Origin of the sequence: Nocardia sp. NPDC058499 (genome assembly GCF_042719915.1) — a bacterium.
Classification (GTDB): Bacteria; Actinomycetota; Actinomycetes; order Mycobacteriales; family Mycobacteriaceae; genus Nocardia.
In genome coordinates this window covers 569,705-585,488 of record NZ_JBHXMZ010000003.1, presented here as the reverse complement: position 1 = coordinate 585,488, position 15,784 = coordinate 569,705, and the positions used below count along the sequence as shown (strand labels likewise).

General features: G+C 66.7%; 11 protein-coding genes. 6 read left to right on the top strand and 5 right to left on the bottom strand.

Annotated features, from left to right (window positions below):
• Window positions 1-9: 9 nt before the first annotated feature.
• The 3 genes from ACFWPH_RS12905 (at window position 10) to ACFWPH_RS12895 (ending at window position 6,493) form a co-directional block, all read left to right on the top strand.
• Window positions 10-2,259 (top strand): galactan 5-O-arabinofuranosyltransferase, encoded by a 2,250-nt coding sequence (locus ACFWPH_RS12905; RefSeq protein WP_378750411.1) that lies wholly within the window; start codon window positions 10-12, stop codon window positions 2,257-2,259.
• Between the two features lie 530 nt (window positions 2,260-2,789).
• Window positions 2,790-6,209, top strand: a complete 3,420-nt coding sequence (locus ACFWPH_RS12900; RefSeq protein WP_378750731.1) for an arabinosyltransferase domain-containing protein — start codon at window positions 2,790-2,792, stop codon at window positions 6,207-6,209.
• Window positions 6,210-6,331: 122 nt separating this feature from the next.
• Window positions 6,332-6,493, top strand: coding sequence for a hypothetical protein (locus ACFWPH_RS12895; protein ID WP_168433881.1), 162 nt, complete (start codon window positions 6,332-6,334; stop codon window positions 6,491-6,493).
• 243 nt (window positions 6,494-6,736) lie between these two features.
• Here ACFWPH_RS12895 and ACFWPH_RS12890 read toward each other — a convergent pair whose 3' ends face one another.
• Together ACFWPH_RS12890 and ACFWPH_RS12885 are read right to left on the bottom strand one after the other, a co-directional pair.
• Window positions 6,737-7,516, bottom strand: a complete 780-nt coding sequence (locus tag ACFWPH_RS12890) for a decaprenylphospho-beta-D-erythro-pentofuranosid-2-ulose 2-reductase (RefSeq protein WP_378750408.1) — start codon at window positions 7,514-7,516, stop codon at window positions 6,737-6,739.
• A complete protein-coding gene (locus ACFWPH_RS12885; protein WP_378750406.1) occupies window positions 7,513-8,988 on the bottom strand; it encodes an FAD-binding protein in 1,476 nt (491 codons plus the stop codon). Before ACFWPH_RS12885 ends, ACFWPH_RS12890 begins: the two co-directional genes overlap by 4 nt.
• 265 nt (window positions 8,989-9,253) lie before the next feature.
• On the opposite strand from ACFWPH_RS12885, the gene ACFWPH_RS12880 reads away from it, so the two are divergent.
• The gene (locus ACFWPH_RS12880; protein ID WP_378750729.1) at window positions 9,254-9,676 is read left to right on the top strand and encodes a GtrA family protein; all 423 of its coding nucleotides are present in this window, start codon (window positions 9,254-9,256) and stop codon (window positions 9,674-9,676) included.
• Window positions 9,677-9,808: 132 nt separating this feature from the next.
• Here the strand turns inward: ACFWPH_RS12880 and ACFWPH_RS12875 are convergent, their stop codons facing one another.
• The 3 genes from ACFWPH_RS12875 to rfbA form a co-directional block, all read right to left on the bottom strand.
• The gene (locus tag ACFWPH_RS12875) at window positions 9,809-10,300 is read right to left on the bottom strand and encodes a hypothetical protein (RefSeq protein WP_378750404.1); all 492 of its coding nucleotides are present in this window, start codon (window positions 10,298-10,300) and stop codon (window positions 9,809-9,811) included.
• A 413-nt stretch (window positions 10,301-10,713) separates the two neighbouring features.
• Window positions 10,714-11,268 (bottom strand): dTDP-4-dehydrorhamnose 3,5-epimerase family protein, encoded by a 555-nt coding sequence (locus ACFWPH_RS12870; RefSeq protein ID WP_378750402.1) that lies wholly within the window; start codon window positions 11,266-11,268, stop codon window positions 10,714-10,716.
• A gap of 8 nt (window positions 11,269-11,276) precedes the next feature.
• Window positions 11,277-12,149 carry a glucose-1-phosphate thymidylyltransferase RfbA gene (gene rfbA, locus ACFWPH_RS12865; protein ID WP_378750400.1) on the bottom strand — a complete coding sequence of 291 codons (873 nt, stop codon included), beginning with the start codon at window positions 12,147-12,149 and terminating at the stop codon, window positions 11,277-11,279.
• Window positions 12,150-12,643: 494 nt separating this feature from the next.
• Here rfbA and ACFWPH_RS12860 point away from each other — a divergent pair, with 494 nt between their 5' ends.
• Both ACFWPH_RS12860 and ACFWPH_RS12855 read left to right on the top strand, forming a co-directional pair.
• The gene (locus tag ACFWPH_RS12860) at window positions 12,644-13,684 is read left to right on the top strand and encodes an acetyl-CoA carboxylase biotin carboxylase subunit family protein (protein WP_378750728.1); all 1,041 of its coding nucleotides are present in this window, start codon (window positions 12,644-12,646) and stop codon (window positions 13,682-13,684) included.
• Between the two features lie 114 nt (window positions 13,685-13,798).
• Window positions 13,799-15,781: a hypothetical protein gene (locus ACFWPH_RS12855; protein ID WP_378750398.1), complete on the top strand. Its 1,983-nt coding sequence runs from the start codon at window positions 13,799-13,801 to the stop codon at window positions 15,779-15,781.
• The last annotated feature ends 3 nt before the right edge of the window (window positions 15,782-15,784 follow it).

Here is a 15,784-nt window from a genome sequence, read left to right as displayed (position 1 = left end):
AGTACGCCGATGACGACGAGTCGTGGCGCGCGTTTGGGGCGTCAGGTCGGGGCCGGAATCGGCGAGGCGGTACTGGCCACAGTGGTCGCCGTGCTGGTGGTTGCGCTGGGGCTGGTGGCGTTTTCGCTGGTGAACTGGCCGGCGTTCAACTCGTCCAATGTGCTGCGGGCCCTGACCACCGTGGGCCAGGTCGGCGCCACTGTGTTGCTGGCGGTATCGATCACGCTGCTGCGGCTGCGCCGGGCCCGCTGGTGGGCGAAACTGCTGTCCTGGGCCGGGATCTCGGCATTCGTCACGGTCACTCTGGGACTGCCGCTGGCGGCGACGAAGCTGTACCTGTTCGGGATCTCGGTCGATCAGGAATTCCGCACCGAATACCTGACCCGCCTCACCGACAGCGCCGCGCTGCGGGATATGACCTACGCGGATATGCCGCCGTTCTACCCGGCCGGGTGGTTCTGGTTCGGCGGGCGCGTGGCGAATGTGCTCGAGATGGACGGCTGGGAGGTTTTCAAGCCGTACGCGATCGGGTCGATCGCGGTGGCGGCGGTGGTCTCGCTGGTGCTGTGGTCGCGGTTGATCCGCGCCGACTGGGCGGTGGGGGTGACCGCCGCGATCACCGCGGTGGGGGTCACCTACGCCGCACCCGAGGCCTACGGCGCCGTGATCGCGATCCTCGTTCCGCCGGTACTCGTGATGGCGTGGGGCGCGCTGTATCGCCCGGCCGAACTCGCACGCCGGATCTCGCCCGCGAGCGCGGGAGCGGTGCGCCCGGGGAGCACCAGGGCACCCGGGCGGGGTCGCTCGGCTGGTGAACCGGTAGCGGGTACCGCAACGACAACTCCCGCCGGTACCTCTGGGCCGGCAGTTTCGCCCGCCGATCCGGCGGATCGGCAGACCGTCGCGACGGAACGCGGCGCCGGCAACGAAAACCCGTCCGCTGCGGGGTCGACCGGTGCCACGGCCGCGCGGGATTCCGGCGCGGCCGGGAAGATCGCCGGACTACCCGGTGCCACGGCGGGCGGCTGGGCCGCGGTATTGGGGACGGGGCTGTTCCTGGGTCTCGCGGCCACGTTCTACACGCTCTACTTCGCGTTCGCTGTGTTCACGGTAGTGCTCATGGCGGTCGTCGCGGCCGGGCTGGGGGTCCGGGCCCGTTACGCCGCGCGGACACCGCGGCGGATCGCGGCACAGCAGGGGGCTGTGGGGGAGAAGATCCAGGGGATCGGGCGCGCGATCGGTGCGCCGCTGCTACGGCTGGTCGTGATGGGCGTGATCACCGCGCTGGTCGGACTGCCCGTGTTCGTCCCCTTCCTGCTGCGGATGCTGGACAACCCGAAGCTGGAATCCGGTGGCGCGTTCCACTATCTGCCGGAGGCCGGTTCCGAACTGCCGCTGCCGATGGCCGAGTTCTCGCTGCTCGGCGGTCTGTGCCTGATCGGAGTGATCTGGCTGGTGCTGCGCGCGAACTCCTCGCGGCGGGCGCAATCGCTGGGGCTCGGGGTGATCGCGGTGTATCTGTGGTCGCTGCTGTCGATGCTGGCCACGGTGGCGGGCAGCACCCTGCTGTCCTTCCGGCTGGAACCGGTGCTGCTGGTGCTGCTGGCGGCGGCGGGCGCGTTCGGGTTCGTGGAGGGCGCCCGGGCGGTTTATCAGGCGCTGAACGAGCCGGCACGGTTCCGCTGGGTGGCCATCGTCCTCGCGACCGTGGGTGCGCTGGCCTACTGCCAGAATATTCCGCACGTCCTGGCGCCCGAGATCACCACCGCCTACACCGATACCGACGGCGACGGAAACCGCGCCGACCAGCGCGACCCTGCCGCTGTCCGGCACTACCACCACATCGACGACGCCCTGCGCGCCCAGACCGGTCGCGAACCGTCGGAGAACGTGGTGCTCACCGGCGACACCACCTTCCTCGCCTACTACCCGTACTTCGGATTCCAGGGCCTGACCTCGCATTACGCGAACCCGCTGGCCGACTACGCGGACCGGTCGGCGACCATCGAGGCCTGGAGCGAACTGGAGACGCCGCAGGAACTCCTCGACGCGATGGCCGCCGCCCCCTGGCGCGCCCCGGACGCTTTCCTGTTCCGCCGCAGCGGCGACGATTACACCCTGCGGCTGGCCGCGGACGTATACCCGAACGACCCCAACGTCCGCCGCTACACCGTCACCTTCCCGGCGGCCCTGTTCGACGATCCCCGCTTCACCACCACCGATATAGGACCGTTCACCCTGATCGTGGTGAAGCGCTGAGTTCTCGGACCGGGCCCGGGCACACGTCGGCATTCGCCTTTTGTGGTGTGCCCGAGCCGGACCGAGTACGACACCACATCGTCCGCGCGTGCCGACGTCGACTTCTTCGGGCTCGGCGGCATCAGCCTCGTGGCGGCATCGCCGCTGCCTGCATCGGGGCTGCCTGCATCGGGGCTGCCTGCATCGGGACCGCCTGCATCGGCGCTGCCTGCGCCGGGACTGCCCGGTGCGGGCGGGTTCGTGCGCGACCTCGCCCCGGCTCGCCGGTCGGTGGTAGCGGCCGGCACGCCAGCTGCCGGTGCCGAGGCCCGGGTGATGGCCGCCCAGGCCGTGGTGTCTGTGTCCGGATCGCGCCCGGTCGGGCGGGCAGGGTCTCCGGCTGCACCCGGCGTGTCGGCGCAGCAGGTTCACGCTGAGTCACGGTCGTACGCATGCTTGCACGAGTCCCTGCGCAGGCAGTGTGTCGGCGAATCGGCCGATATGCCGTCCGGTTCGCTCCGGACGACCCGCCTGGCCGTGCCCGGCCGTGGATGCGCTGCGCCTGGTTGCGCCCATTAGAGTCGAGCCCCGTGCGACCGCAACGATCCCCCCGAGCGTTGAACCGTATCCGACTGCTGGCCCTGGTGTCCGGGCTACTCGGGTTCGTGCTGGCGATTCTGGCGCCGGTGCTGCCGGTCCGGCAGGACGAAACGGTCCTGGAGTGGCCGCAGGCCGGTGCGACCGATGTCGAGGCGCCGCTGGTGAGTTATCAGCCGCTGCGGCTGAACCTCACGGTGCCGTGCCCGGTAGCGGCCGCCGCCGAGGGCACCGTGGTGGCCACGGTTCCCGACGAATCGGGTAAATCGTCGGCCCGCGGCTTGCGGGTCAGCATGTCCGGCGACACGTTTTCGGTGGTGCTGCGTGATGTGCCGCTGCTGTCCGCCGACCGCGCGGAACTGACCGGTTGTGAATCGCTGTCGGTGATTTCGACCGCGGCCTCGACCACCGCCGAGCTCGCCGGTGCCGTCCGTGCGGACGGCACTCCGTTGCGCACACAGGTGGATCGGGATATCCGGCCGCAAATGGTCGGGGTCTTCACCGATCTGCCCGCCGAACAGCTCGGCGGCGGTATCCGGTTGCACGCCGATATCGACTCCCGTTTCACCTCCTCGCCGACCCCGCTGAAACTGGCCGCGATCATCGGTGCGGTCGTGTTCACGCTGCTGGCGCTGCTGGCCCTGCACCTGCTCGACACCAGCGACGGACGCCGCGCCCGGCGGTTCCTGCCATCGCACTGGTGGCGGTTCCGGCTCGCCGACGGCGCGGTACTCGGGGTGCTGGTGGGCTGGCATGTGATCGGCGCCAACACCTCCGACGACGGCTACATCCTGAACATGGCCCGGGTATCGGAGAAATCCGGCTATCTGGCGAACTACTACCGCTGGTTCGGGGTGCCGGAAGCGCCGTTCGGCTGGTCGTACGAGGTGCTGGCGTGGATGTCGCGGATCTCGGAGTCGAGCCCGTGGATGCGGTTGCCCACGCTGCTCGCCGGGATCGTCTGCTGGCTGGTGATCAGCCGGGAAGTGCTGCCGCGGCTCGGCGCCCGGGTACGCGGTAACCAGGTCGCGCTGTGGACCGCGGGGCTGGTGTTCCTGGCCTTCTGGCTGCCCTACGACAACGGTCTGCGCCCCGAACCGCTGATCGCCGCCGGTGCGCTGCTCACCTGGTGTTCGATCGAACGCGCCATCGCCACGGCACGACTGCTACCGGCCGCGGTCGCCATCCTGATCGCGGCGTTCTCGCTGGCCGCCGGCCCGACCGGGCTCATCTGTATCGCCGCGCTGATCGCCGGTTCCCGTCCGGTCCTGCAGATCATCATCAAACGGGCCCGTGGCGACCGGACCGGATCGAGCCCGGAGGGGCGGAGCAGGAGCGTATGGGGAGCCGTGGGGCGGTACGCGAGTCTGCTCGCGCCCGGCCTGGCCGCCGGAACGCTGGTACTCGTGGTGATCTTCGCCGATCAGACCCTGACAACGGTGCTCGAGGCCACCCGGGTACGTACCGCGGTCGGCCCGAATGTGGCGTGGTTCGACGAACGCACCCGCTGGGATTCGCTGCTCATGCTCTCCCCGGACGGTTCGCTGGCCCGGCGTTTCGGTGTGCTGCTGATGCTGCTGTGCCTGCTGGTCTGCGTTCTGCAGGTACTGCGCAAGGGCCGGATCCCGGGTACCGCGCGAGGACCGTCGGTGCGCGTTCTCGGCATCGTGTTCGCCTCGCTGCTGCTGATGATGTTCACCCCCACCAAATGGACCCATCACTTCGGCGTCTATGCCGGCCTGGCCGGTTCGCTCGCGGCACTGGCGGCGGTGGCCGTGGGCACCAACGGTATTCGCGCGCCCCGTAACCGCGCGCTGTTCGCCGCCGCCCTCCTGTTCCTGCTGGCGATCACCTTCACCGGGTCGAACGGCTGGTGGTATGTGTCCAGCTACGGGGTCCCGTGGTGGGACAAGGCGCCACTGATCGCGGGTAAGGGTTTCTCGACACTGTTCCTCGGGCTCAGCGTGCTCGCCTTGCTGGCCGCGCTCTGGTTCCACTACCGCGCGCCCTACCTCCGAGGTTCGGGGCCCGTCTCGATTCTGGAGCGACAGAGCGGGGGAGCGAAGCGGAGGAGCGGCGGAGTGAAGAATCGAGACCGAGGGGGCCCCGAACCCCGCACCGCCGGAGGCGGCGCCATATATACGGCGCCGCTGACCGTTGCCGCGGCGCTGATGGTGCTGTTCGAGATCGCTTCGCTGACCAAGGCGGCGGTCGCCCAGTATCCCGCGTATTCGATCGCCAAATCCAATATCCGGGCGCTGGCCGGTGACCCCTGCGGATTGGCCGACGAGGTGCTGGTGGAGACGGATACCGCCGATTCTCTGCTGCAGCCGTACGAGGGCGATCCGGCCAACGGTCTGGTCTCCGCTGATCCCGAGACCGAGACGACCGGTTTCACTCCGGACGGAGTGGCCGACGATCTCACCGCCGATGCGGAGGAAACGGTCTCCGGCAGCGCGAACTCGCTCGAATCCGACAGCGAGAACAAGACCACCGATACCACCGGTGCCGGGACCGGCGGCGGTACCGAGGCCCAGCCCGGTATCAACGGTTCCACCGTGACCCTGCCGTTCGGTCTCGACCCCGCCCGCACGCCGGTGCTGGGCAGCTACCAGGCCGGTGACCAGCAGCAGGCGAAACTGACCTCGCAGTGGTATCGCCTGGACCTGACCGACGAGATGCGCGCCGACCCCGCCTACCGGGTGCTGGCGATAACCGCCGCCGGCCGGATCAAATCGATAGATGCCGATGGAGTGCTGACCTACGGCCAGGAACTGACCGTCGAATACGGCACGCGAGCCGCCGACGGCACCATGCAGGTACTGGGCTCGGTGGCTCCGCTGGATATCGGCCCGAACCCGTCCTGGCGCAATCTGCGGGTCCCGCTGGACCAGTTGCCGCCCGAGGTGAATGCCGTCCGGTTGGTCGCGGTGGACAACGACATCACCAGCCGCCAGTGGCTGGCCGTCACCCCGCCTCGCCTGCCGCGCCTGGCGACCCTGGATTCGGTTGTCGGGCACACCGATCCGGTACTGCTGGACTGGCACGTCGGGCTCGCCTTCGGCTGCCAGCGGCCGTTCGACCACGCGAATGGTGTCGCGGAGGTGCCGCGCTGGCGCATCCTGCCGGACCGGACCGGATCGGATGCGTCCAATGCCTGGCAGGACCATATCGGTGGCGGTCCGCTGGGCTGGACCGAATTGCTCCTGCAGGCGGATTCGGTGGCTACTTACCTCGCCGAGGACTGGGCGCGGGACTGGGGTTCGCTCGAGCGGTACACCCCGTACCGGCCCGCCGCACAGCCCGCGGAATTGACCGTCACCCAGCGCAATCGCAGCGGTCTGGAGACCGACGCCCCCATCAAGGTGAGTTGAACTACGGTGCGCTACATCGAAACTCGTCAATCATGTGTGTTGCCTCACACTCCGGTTTATTTCCAGGTGAGGGAATTCCAGAACGGATGACGAACCCGGACTCACGCCGTACCCTGGGTCGCATGACCTCGGCCTTCGAAGATATGGAACTGCGCGATCTCGTCGGCTTGCTCACCGATGAGGAGCAGCGAGAACTACGACCCACGGTATTACGCGTCCTCGGGCGCCTGCCGTCTCAGGAGGTGCTGCGCCGGGAACTCGGACAGCGAATGACGCGGGTATGAGAGCGAACCCGGCCCAGAAACCCGGAGGCCGGGCGAACCGAAATACGACGAGGGCCGTCGCGCCGGAGTGGATCCGGTTGCGACGGCCCTCGAGCTTTACCGATCAGATCGACGGAAGTAGCGAGCCCGGTGAGCCGGGACGAACGGCACGGAGACCTGCGTTTGGTCCGGTCAGGCCTCATTCGCCACGGTGACGGCGTACCTGCGCCGCGGCTCCCTGTGGCTGTCCCCGGTTACTGTCCGTCAGACGGGGAGTTTGCGGAAGATCGGGCGCGGGATATGGCGCAGGATCATCATCACGTACCGGAACGCGCCGGGCGCCCAGATGAGCTCCTTGCCCTTCTCCGAGGCCGCAACGGCCAGCGCCGCCACTTCTTCGGAGTCCACCGTGAGCGGTGCCTCTTTGGCGCCGGTGGCCTTCCAGTGCTCGATCGTGGTGGTGGTGCGCACCTGACCGGGCCGGATCACCAGCACGCGCGGCCCGAACGGCCGCAGCGCCTCGCCGAGGCCCAGGTAGAAACCGTCCAGGCCGGCCTTGGTGGAGCCGTAGACGAAATTCGAGCGCCGTACCCGCTCACCGGCCGCCGAGGACATGGCGATGATCCGGCCGAAGCCCTGCGCCTTCATCTTTTCGCCGATCAGCACACCCACCGAGACGGCAGCGGTGTAGTTGATCTGCGCGATCTGGACCGCCTTGCGCTGGTCCTGCCACAGTTCCTCGGCATTGCCGAGCAACCCGAACGCCACGATCGCCACATCGATATCACCCTCGGCCCAGGCTTTTTCGACAACCTCGGGGTGTGCGGCGGTATCGAGCGCGTCGAAATCGATCACATCGACCCGGCTCGCACCGGCCGCCTTCAACTGGGCGACAGCGGTATCGCTCAGCGGGTCACCGGGCACAACGGCCAGGACCACCCGGGCCGGGCCCTTCTTCAGGTACTCCGCACAGATCGCGAGGCCGATTTCCGAGGTCCCGCCGAACAGCAGAATGGACTGCGGATTGCCTACCGCGTTGATCACTGAAGCTCCAGCCTTCTCGCCATATCGGACATGAATACGCCTGTCGGGTCGACGCTGCGGCGCACCTTGATCCACTCGTCTATCCGGGGATACATCTGGTGGAAGGTTTCGGCGGTGGTGCGCGAATCCTTCCCGGTGTAGAGCCGGCCACCGAATTCCAGGACCCGCCGGTCCAATTCGGTGACGAACTCGTTGAGGCCGGGCACGATCGGGAAGTCCAGGCAGACGTTCCAGCCCGGCATCGGGAAACTCAGCGGCGCCTGATTGCCTGCACCGAAGTACTTGAACACGTTGAGGAACGAGTAGTGCCCGCTGGCCTGGATATCGATGAGGATCTGCTTGAACTCCGCCACCGCCTCCGGCGGCACCACGAACTGGTACTGCAGGAAACCGCGTGAACCATAGGCGCGGTTCCATTCGCCGAGCATATCGAGCGGGTGGTAGAAGGCCGTCAGATTCTGCGGCTTCTGCCGGTAGGTCGCGCCCTTGCGATACCAGACCTCGGTCGCCAGCGTGAAGGTCTTGTTGTTGAGCAGACCGTTGGGGAAGACATCCGGGAACGTGAGGAAGGTCTTCCCGGTGAACCCGAGCGGATTCTTCTGCAGCTTCTTCGGCAGCTGGTCCAGCTTCGCCAGCGAACCGCGCGAAATCACCGCCCGGCCGAGTTTCGGCATCGGGCTCAGCGCGTCGAACCAGGCGGAGCTGTACTCGTACTTGTCCTCGGAACCGTCGCTGTGGAAGGCGATGGTTTCGTCGAGGCCCGCGGTCACATCACCGTCGGCGATGAAGTACGCGGTTTCGGTCGGGGTCATCTCGATGGTGGCCCGCAGGATGATGCCGGTCAGGCCGCAGCCGCCGACCGTGGCCCAGAACAGTTTGGCGTTCTTCTTGGGGCTGATGGTCTGCACGGTGCCGTCCGCGGTGAGCAGCTGCATCGAGCGCACATGGTTACCGAAACTGCCCGCGCTGTGATGGTTCTTACCGTGGATATCGGAACCGATGGCGCCGCCGACGGTGACCTGCCGGGTGCCGGGCAGCACCGGGACCCACAGCCCGAACGGCAGCGCGGCCTTCATCAGCTGGTCGAGATTCACGCCCGCGTCGACATCCACCGACCGGCTGTCCCGGTCGATCCGGTGGATCTTGTTCAACGCGGTCATATCGACCACCAGGCCGCCCGCGTTCTGCGCGTTGTCGCCATAGGAGCGGCCGAGACCGCGGGCGATCACACCGCGCCGCAGATGGGCCGGTTTGCCATCGTTGTCCGTGGCGACCTTGGCGACCGCTTCGGCGATGAGTTCCGGGTCGCTCGTCGAGAGCACCTCGGCGGTGGTCGCGGCGGTACGAGCCCATCCGGCGAGTTTCCGGGTGGTGGTGGGTAGCGCGAACCCGATAACAGCTGTATCGGGTTCGCCGGCCGCCGGGGTCTCGGTACCGGCCGACTGGGTCGAGGTCGGAGCTTTCGTGGACATCGGGATAGAGGCTACTGCAACATTGCGCCGCCTGCGGTGTCGCGGGCCGAGGGCTTATCCACGCCTGCTATCGGGGGACGGCATTCATGGAAGGTGGGGTGGGTTTCGGGAGGCGGGGACCCAGGGGTGCTGCGGGTGGGGTTCGGCAAGTAGATTTCGGGCGGTGGCCCCTGAAAGCAATGCCGTAAGCCGGGAACCTCGGGTAGCGCCGGGGGGAGCCGGGGATCTTTCCGTCTCGGCCGAGGAGCAGGCGGCTCCGGGGGGCGTGCCGGACGTTTCCGGGCAGCAGAGTGCGGAAATCGGCCTGAAGACGCAGCTGGTGCGGTTCGTGGCCACCGGTGCGCTCTCGGCGGTGGTCGACTTCGGGCTGTACTGGCTGTTGCTCGAGGTGGCCGGACTGCCGGTGAATATCGCGAAGGCGATCGGTTTCATCGCAGGCACCACGACGGCCTATCTGATCAACCGGCGGTGGACTTTCAACGCGCCGCCCAGCCGGGCCCGTTTCATCGCGGTGGTCGTGCTGTATGCCCTGACCTTCTGTGTGCAGGTCGGCATCAACTGGGTGTTCTACGAGGCCATCGACGATGGTCTGTGGTGGCGGGTACCGCTGGCCTATGTGATCGCTCAAGGGACGGCGACGGTTATCAACTTCGTGGTGCAACGCCTGGTCATCTTCCGCATCCGCTGATTACGTTCGGCGCTGTTCCAGGCCCGGCGACGGTACCCGGGATCCCGCTGTCCGGCGGTGCTGTGGCACCACGAGAACCCCGGTCGTGGTCTACGACCGGGGTTCTCGCTGCCAGGTATGTATTGTGCCTGCTCAGGCGACGCTGGTCAGCCGGCGCGGGCGCCGGGCGAGGGCGGTACGCACCGCCGCGCCGAGCGCGACCACCGGTGGAATCCAGCGGGCCTCGTCGGGGGAGACGCCCCAGCTGGCCGAACCCGCCGAGAGGTGGGTGGGCGGCAGCGGGATGCCGTCACCGTCGGTGTGCACCACCGCGCCGGCCACACGCAGCGCCTCGACGGCACGCTCGGCCTTGCGCATACCGGTGACCAGATGGATTTCGCGGCGCTCGGCGCCCGGAATCTCGATAACCGGACCGGTCAGGTTGTTCGCGCGCAGGTACCGGCGTACCGACGCGGCCAACTCCCCGGTGACCTCGACGGCGGATACGTCGGCATCGGTGATCAGGCACAGGCCGTTGGTCGTTTCGGCGACCGTCCAGCCACGCTGGACGTAGTCCCGCGCAGCCGCGGACTTGGCGCCCGCCGAGACGGAAGTCGAAAACGTCGTACGCACTGTCATCTCCATTCCCCGGTATAGATCAGCTCCGGCTTTCATGGGTCGTATCGGTGCCGGGTCCCCGTGGCGTTACGCCGTTCCAGCGAATTTTTTCGACTGTCGGCTAGGTCTCATTCCTTTCCACAGGGGAATAGCAGTGGCCGGCACCGCTATACCTGGTCACGGTCGGCTTCCCGGGTGGAATCCAGGGAGGATCCCGGTACGGCCAGTGAGTCAGTGGACGAATCCCCCGAGAACCGGCCCGGCGGCAGCCGGGGCGCCTGGGCCGGTGATTTCACCGGCACCGTGGGGGCGGCTCCGTCACGGAACCGCCGCGCAGCGACATTACCGCCGAACCGGCGACTCGGCGAATCCGGCGGAAACCGCGCCGGAGGACGGGTTCTGGGCAATGTTTCGACGCTGGTCCCGGATCGCCCGGGCGGTCAGCGGTCGCGCAGCCGCGGCGCTGCCGCGTCCTTCGGTGAACGGAGATAGGTGAGCCGCTGCCCGTCGCGACCGGCCGTCGGCCAGTCGATGGCCAGATCCGGATCGAAGGCGTCCAGATCGTGGTCGAATTCGGGGCTGTATTCGAGGGAGCAGAGGTAGGTGAGGGTGGAATCGTCGGCCAGCGACAGGACGGCGTGCCCGAGCCCCTCGGAGAGGAACACCGAACGCCGGTCGCGGTCGTCGAGCAGCACGCTGTCCCAGCGGCCGAAGGTGGGGGATCCGGCCCGCAGGTCGATCACCACATCCAGGAACGCGCCGCGCACGCAGGTGACGTATTTCGCCTGGCCGGGCGGATCGTCGGTGTAGTGGATCCCGCGCAGTACCCCGGCGGCGGATACCGACGTGTTCACCTGCAGCAGATCGAACGGCCGGCCGGTGGCCTTCTCGAACTCCGAGGCGCGGAAGGTCTCGGCGAAACAGCCCCGATCGTCGCCGTGGACCGTGGGGCTGAAGACCCAGGCGCCGGGGACCGACATCTCACTGATCCGCATCTACCTACTCACCAACTCCGTCCGTGCTCGAGCAGATCGAGCAGATACTTACCGTAACCGGAGCGGGTGAGGGGGTCGGCCAGCAGGCACAGTTGTTCGTCGTCGATATAGCCCATCCGCCACGCGACCTCCTCCGGCACGCCGATCTTCAGGCCTTGGCGTTCCTCGACGGTGCGCACGTAGTTGGCGGCGTCGAGCAGCGAATCGAAGGTGCCGGTGTCGAGCCACGCGGTGCCCCGTGCCAGCACATCGACACCCAGCCGGCCCGCTTCCAGGTAAGCCCGGTTGATATCGCTGATCTCGTACTCCCCGCGCGCCGACGGGACGAGTCCGCGGGCGATCTCCACCACGTCGTTGTCGTAGAAGTACAACCCCGGCACCACGTAGTTCGAGCGGGGGACCTTCGGTTTCTCTTCGATGGAGATCGCCTTGCCGTCGGCGAATTCGACGACACCGTAGGCGGTGGGATCCGAGACCCGGTAGGCGAAGACGGCGCCGCCGTCGATATCGGCGAACCGGCGCAGGCTGGTGCCCAGGCCGGGGCCGTGGAAGATGTTGTCGCCCAGCACCAGCGCGGCGGAGTCGCTGCCGATATGGCCGGCGCCGAGCACGAAGGCCTTCGCGATGCCGTCGGGAACCGGCTGCACCACATAGCTGATCGAGATGCCGAACTGCGATCCGTCGCTGAGTAGCCGCGTGAAGGATTCGGCGTCCTCGGGCGTGGTGATCACCAGGATGTCCCGGATACCGGCCAGCATGAGGGTGGACAGCGGGTAGTAGACCATCGGCTTGTCGTAGACCGGGACCAGCTGTTTGCTCACCCCGCGCGTGATCGGATGCAACCGTGACCCGGTGCCGCCCGCCAGAATGATTCCGCGCATGTTCGATCAGTGTGCCAGCCCGGGTGCGGCGGCGCTCGTGCGGCAGGCTCTCCGTGGTCCGGGACCCGCCTGCCGGTTTCGTTCCGGAAACATCGGGTACTCGGTAGAAATGAGGGCGTTACATTTTCCGGTCCACGGCGAATTCGAACTTTCGACGCGGATTCGGTAGCTGCCCGATATCTGTGCCGGCGGTGTGGCCGGATTTTCGCCTGTGAACCGACGCCCTCGTGATTCAGCGAGCTGTAGATGTGGTCGAGAGGGGAGAGGTTTTGTCGATTTCGGCATCAGAATCCAGAGTTCGGAAACCGGATGAAGAGTACAACCCGGATAAAGGTTACGTGGCCTTGCTGGGTTGGAGTTTGAATGCTGTGGAAGCGGTGGATCGTTTCGACCGGCGCTACGTTGTGGTAGCGCCGGAGTGGGTGGCGGATTATTGCGCCGACAACGGCATACCTTATATCCCCTGGAATTTCGAGCGGCTCAACGATCGATCGATGGAAATTGCCGAGACATTACAGGATATGGGCGTGGACGTCGCCATCCCCATCTTCGAAGAAACCGTCGAATGGGCGGGTGCGATCAACTCGGTACTGATGGACAATCCGCGCCTTTTCGGGCAGGCCATGCTGTTGCGCGACAAAGCGCTGATGAAGCGGCGTGCGCAACTGGGCGGGATCCGCGTCGGAATCTTCGAGGAAGCGCACGAACGCGATGATGTGATCCGTTTTCTGAAGCGAGTGAACCAGACCCTGCTGAAACTCGACGGCGACCCCAACGATCCCATTCACGTGAAGGCCTTCGACAAGGCCGGTTGTCTCGGACACCGCGTTATCCGGACCCCGGACGAGATCGATACGATCCCCGACGACGAGTTCCCCGTGCTCATGGAGTCACATCTGGACGGCTGGGAATTCGCGGTGGAGGCCTGGATCCACAACGGCCGGATATGCTTCCTGAACATCTCCGAATACGTCACTCTCGGTTATTCTGTTTTCGTCCCCGCGACGCCCGAATTGGAAAAATACCGGTCGGAGATCACCCGACAGGTCGAGCGGTTGATCAAAACGTTCGATATCGAATTCGGTTTCGTGCATCCGGAATACTTCGTCACCAGCGACGGGGAGATGTACTTCGGTGAGGTCGCCTACCGGCCGCCCGGATTCAAGGTGTTCGAACTGCTGGAGCGCTCGTACGGGTTCAACGCCTACCATGCCCTCGTTCTGGCTTTCGACCCGAAGACCACCGAGGAAGAGATCGAGAACTTCTTTCCCCGGGAAGTGGAGGATGCGAAAGGCCACGCCGGCTGCTTCGGGGTATATCCGCGGCGGCGTGTGGTAAGCCAGCTGTCTGTACCCGACGAGACCGAGGACCACGAATATTTCGAAACCCACGAGCTCGCAGAACCGCTGACGGAAAAAGTGACCAAACGTACCGCGTTCGGCAACCATTGGGGCCTGTTGTACTTCTTCGGTGACGACCCGTACACTTTGCGGGATCTGCTGAAGCGACAGGAAGAGCTCGATTTCTACATCTGATTCGTTCGGCGGTTTCGCGTATGAGCGACTCGGGCCCGAAGGCGGTAGCGCAGCGTAACCACGCAGGGCCGTCGCTCATACGCCATAGGCACTGATCACGGGGAGGATCCTCATTTGACCCCACTCAGCGGCGACGGGGCAACCCTCGACAGACGTCTGGCCTTGCTGGATGACGCGACGCAGCTGCTCGCGGACACCAGCGATTTCGGCAAACACCTGAAACTGTCGAGGGTTCTCGCGGCGCTGCGCCGAGTACTGCTGTTGCCCGGCGGCTGTGCGGCCGTCCGGGCCCGGGCGGCGCGGCTGGAATCGGCCGGGCTGTTCCGCGGTACGGATTGGGCGCAGCCGCAGATTCTGATCCCCTCGTTGAGCACCGGTTCGCTGCGCAGCGCCAACGCCGACACAGTGGTGCTGGAGACGGTGAGCAATCTGCGGCTGCTGGCGGTGGCCAAAGGCGAGTACGTGCACCCGATGATCTCCGCCGAACAGGCGAACCATCATCTGTCCCAGGTGCTGGCCATGAACCTGACCCTGCTGTTCACGCCCCCCACCGAGGCGGAGCGGGCGCAGCAGGGCCGGATGGCCCAGGTTTCGCGGGAGCTGCTGCGCCATCTCGTCGAGGAGATCGGCTACGAGAAGGTGCTGGAGAACCTGGTCGACGAGATCTGGCGGATCCTGCGGCAGCGGCCGATCCAGGTGGAGCCGGTGAAGCGGATGATCACCCAGATCGCCGTCGCCCGGACCAACCCCGATATCGATCTCGGCGCCGCCGGACTCGGTGCCGACAGGTTGATCAGCAGCCTCTACGGCACGACCGAGGCGTGCCGGGAGGATCCGGGTGTCGAGGTCTACCGGGAGCGCCTGGAAACCATGGACGACAGTGCGCTGGCGTACGAGACCGCGGGTTTCGCCCGGTCCATGCACGACACCGGCCTGGTCTCCCCGTATCACGCTGTGCTGGTGCGTTTCCTGCTCGGCAAGGGCGAGTACCTGCTGGGGGAGGCGCTGGGCCTGTCCAGCACCGGCCGCGAATGCCTGCTGTGCTACCACGAACTGGTACGCCGTCTCATCGCCGACGCCGTACACGTCGAAACCGCGCAGTGCATCTACGGGATCGCCCTGCTGCTGGAACGCGGAATCCTCTATCAGCCGCCCGTCGCTCCGGCGCTGTGGCGGCAGCTCGCGTTGCAGCTGTCGCCGTATTCGGCCGAACGGCTCACCCAGGCATTCGGTCCCGAACCGGACCCGCATGCCCGCCTGCTCGCGGGCATGCTGTCCATACTGGGGCTGCCACTCGGCGTCGGTCAGGGCGACAACCCCACCTGTCAGTCGGCCCGCGCGCTGTCGATGTGGGCCTACAACGACCCCGACTATCTGCTGCAGACGCTGGCGTGGGCGGCACGCGACGACGAGGTCGTCATGCATTTCGAAGGCCGGCCCATCTCCTCGCGCGACAGCGCGGGCGGGGTCGCCACGAAGCTGCCGGTCGATCTGGACCCGGTATCGCTGCTGGTGGTGCCGCATCTGGACCGTATCTACGCGGAAATGGGCCGGCAGTGCGCCGATCGCGAGGGTGATCCGCACCGCTGGGTGAACCCGGAATTCCACGGCTGGTGGTCGGGCCGGGGCTTCCGGATCAACGTGGATGTGGCCACCGGGCAGCTCACCGATCTGGACGAGTTCCTGCGCCACTTCTATGCCAGTTACCACCCGTTCCACAACGGCAACCAGCCGTTGATCCACCCGCAGCCGGCCGGGGTCGCGGTGACCGACAGCGCCGCGCGGTTCGTGGGCTGGCATGCGATCACCATCCTGCGGGTCGCATTGGATCCACAGGACCGGATGCGGGTCTACTTCTACAACCCGAACAACGACAGCGGTCAGGACTGGGGCGACGGGGTCGTGGTGGGTACGGCCGGCCACGGCGAACGCTTCGGTGAGGCGTCGCTGCCGTTCGAACAGTTCGCCTCCCGGCTCTACATCTTCCACTTCGATCCGCTCGAGCCGGGTGAACTGGCCTCGGTGGACCGCACCGAACTGGACCGGGTCGTCGGCTATGTGCACCGCAGCTGGGGAGCGGATCGACTGCCCGCGTGAACT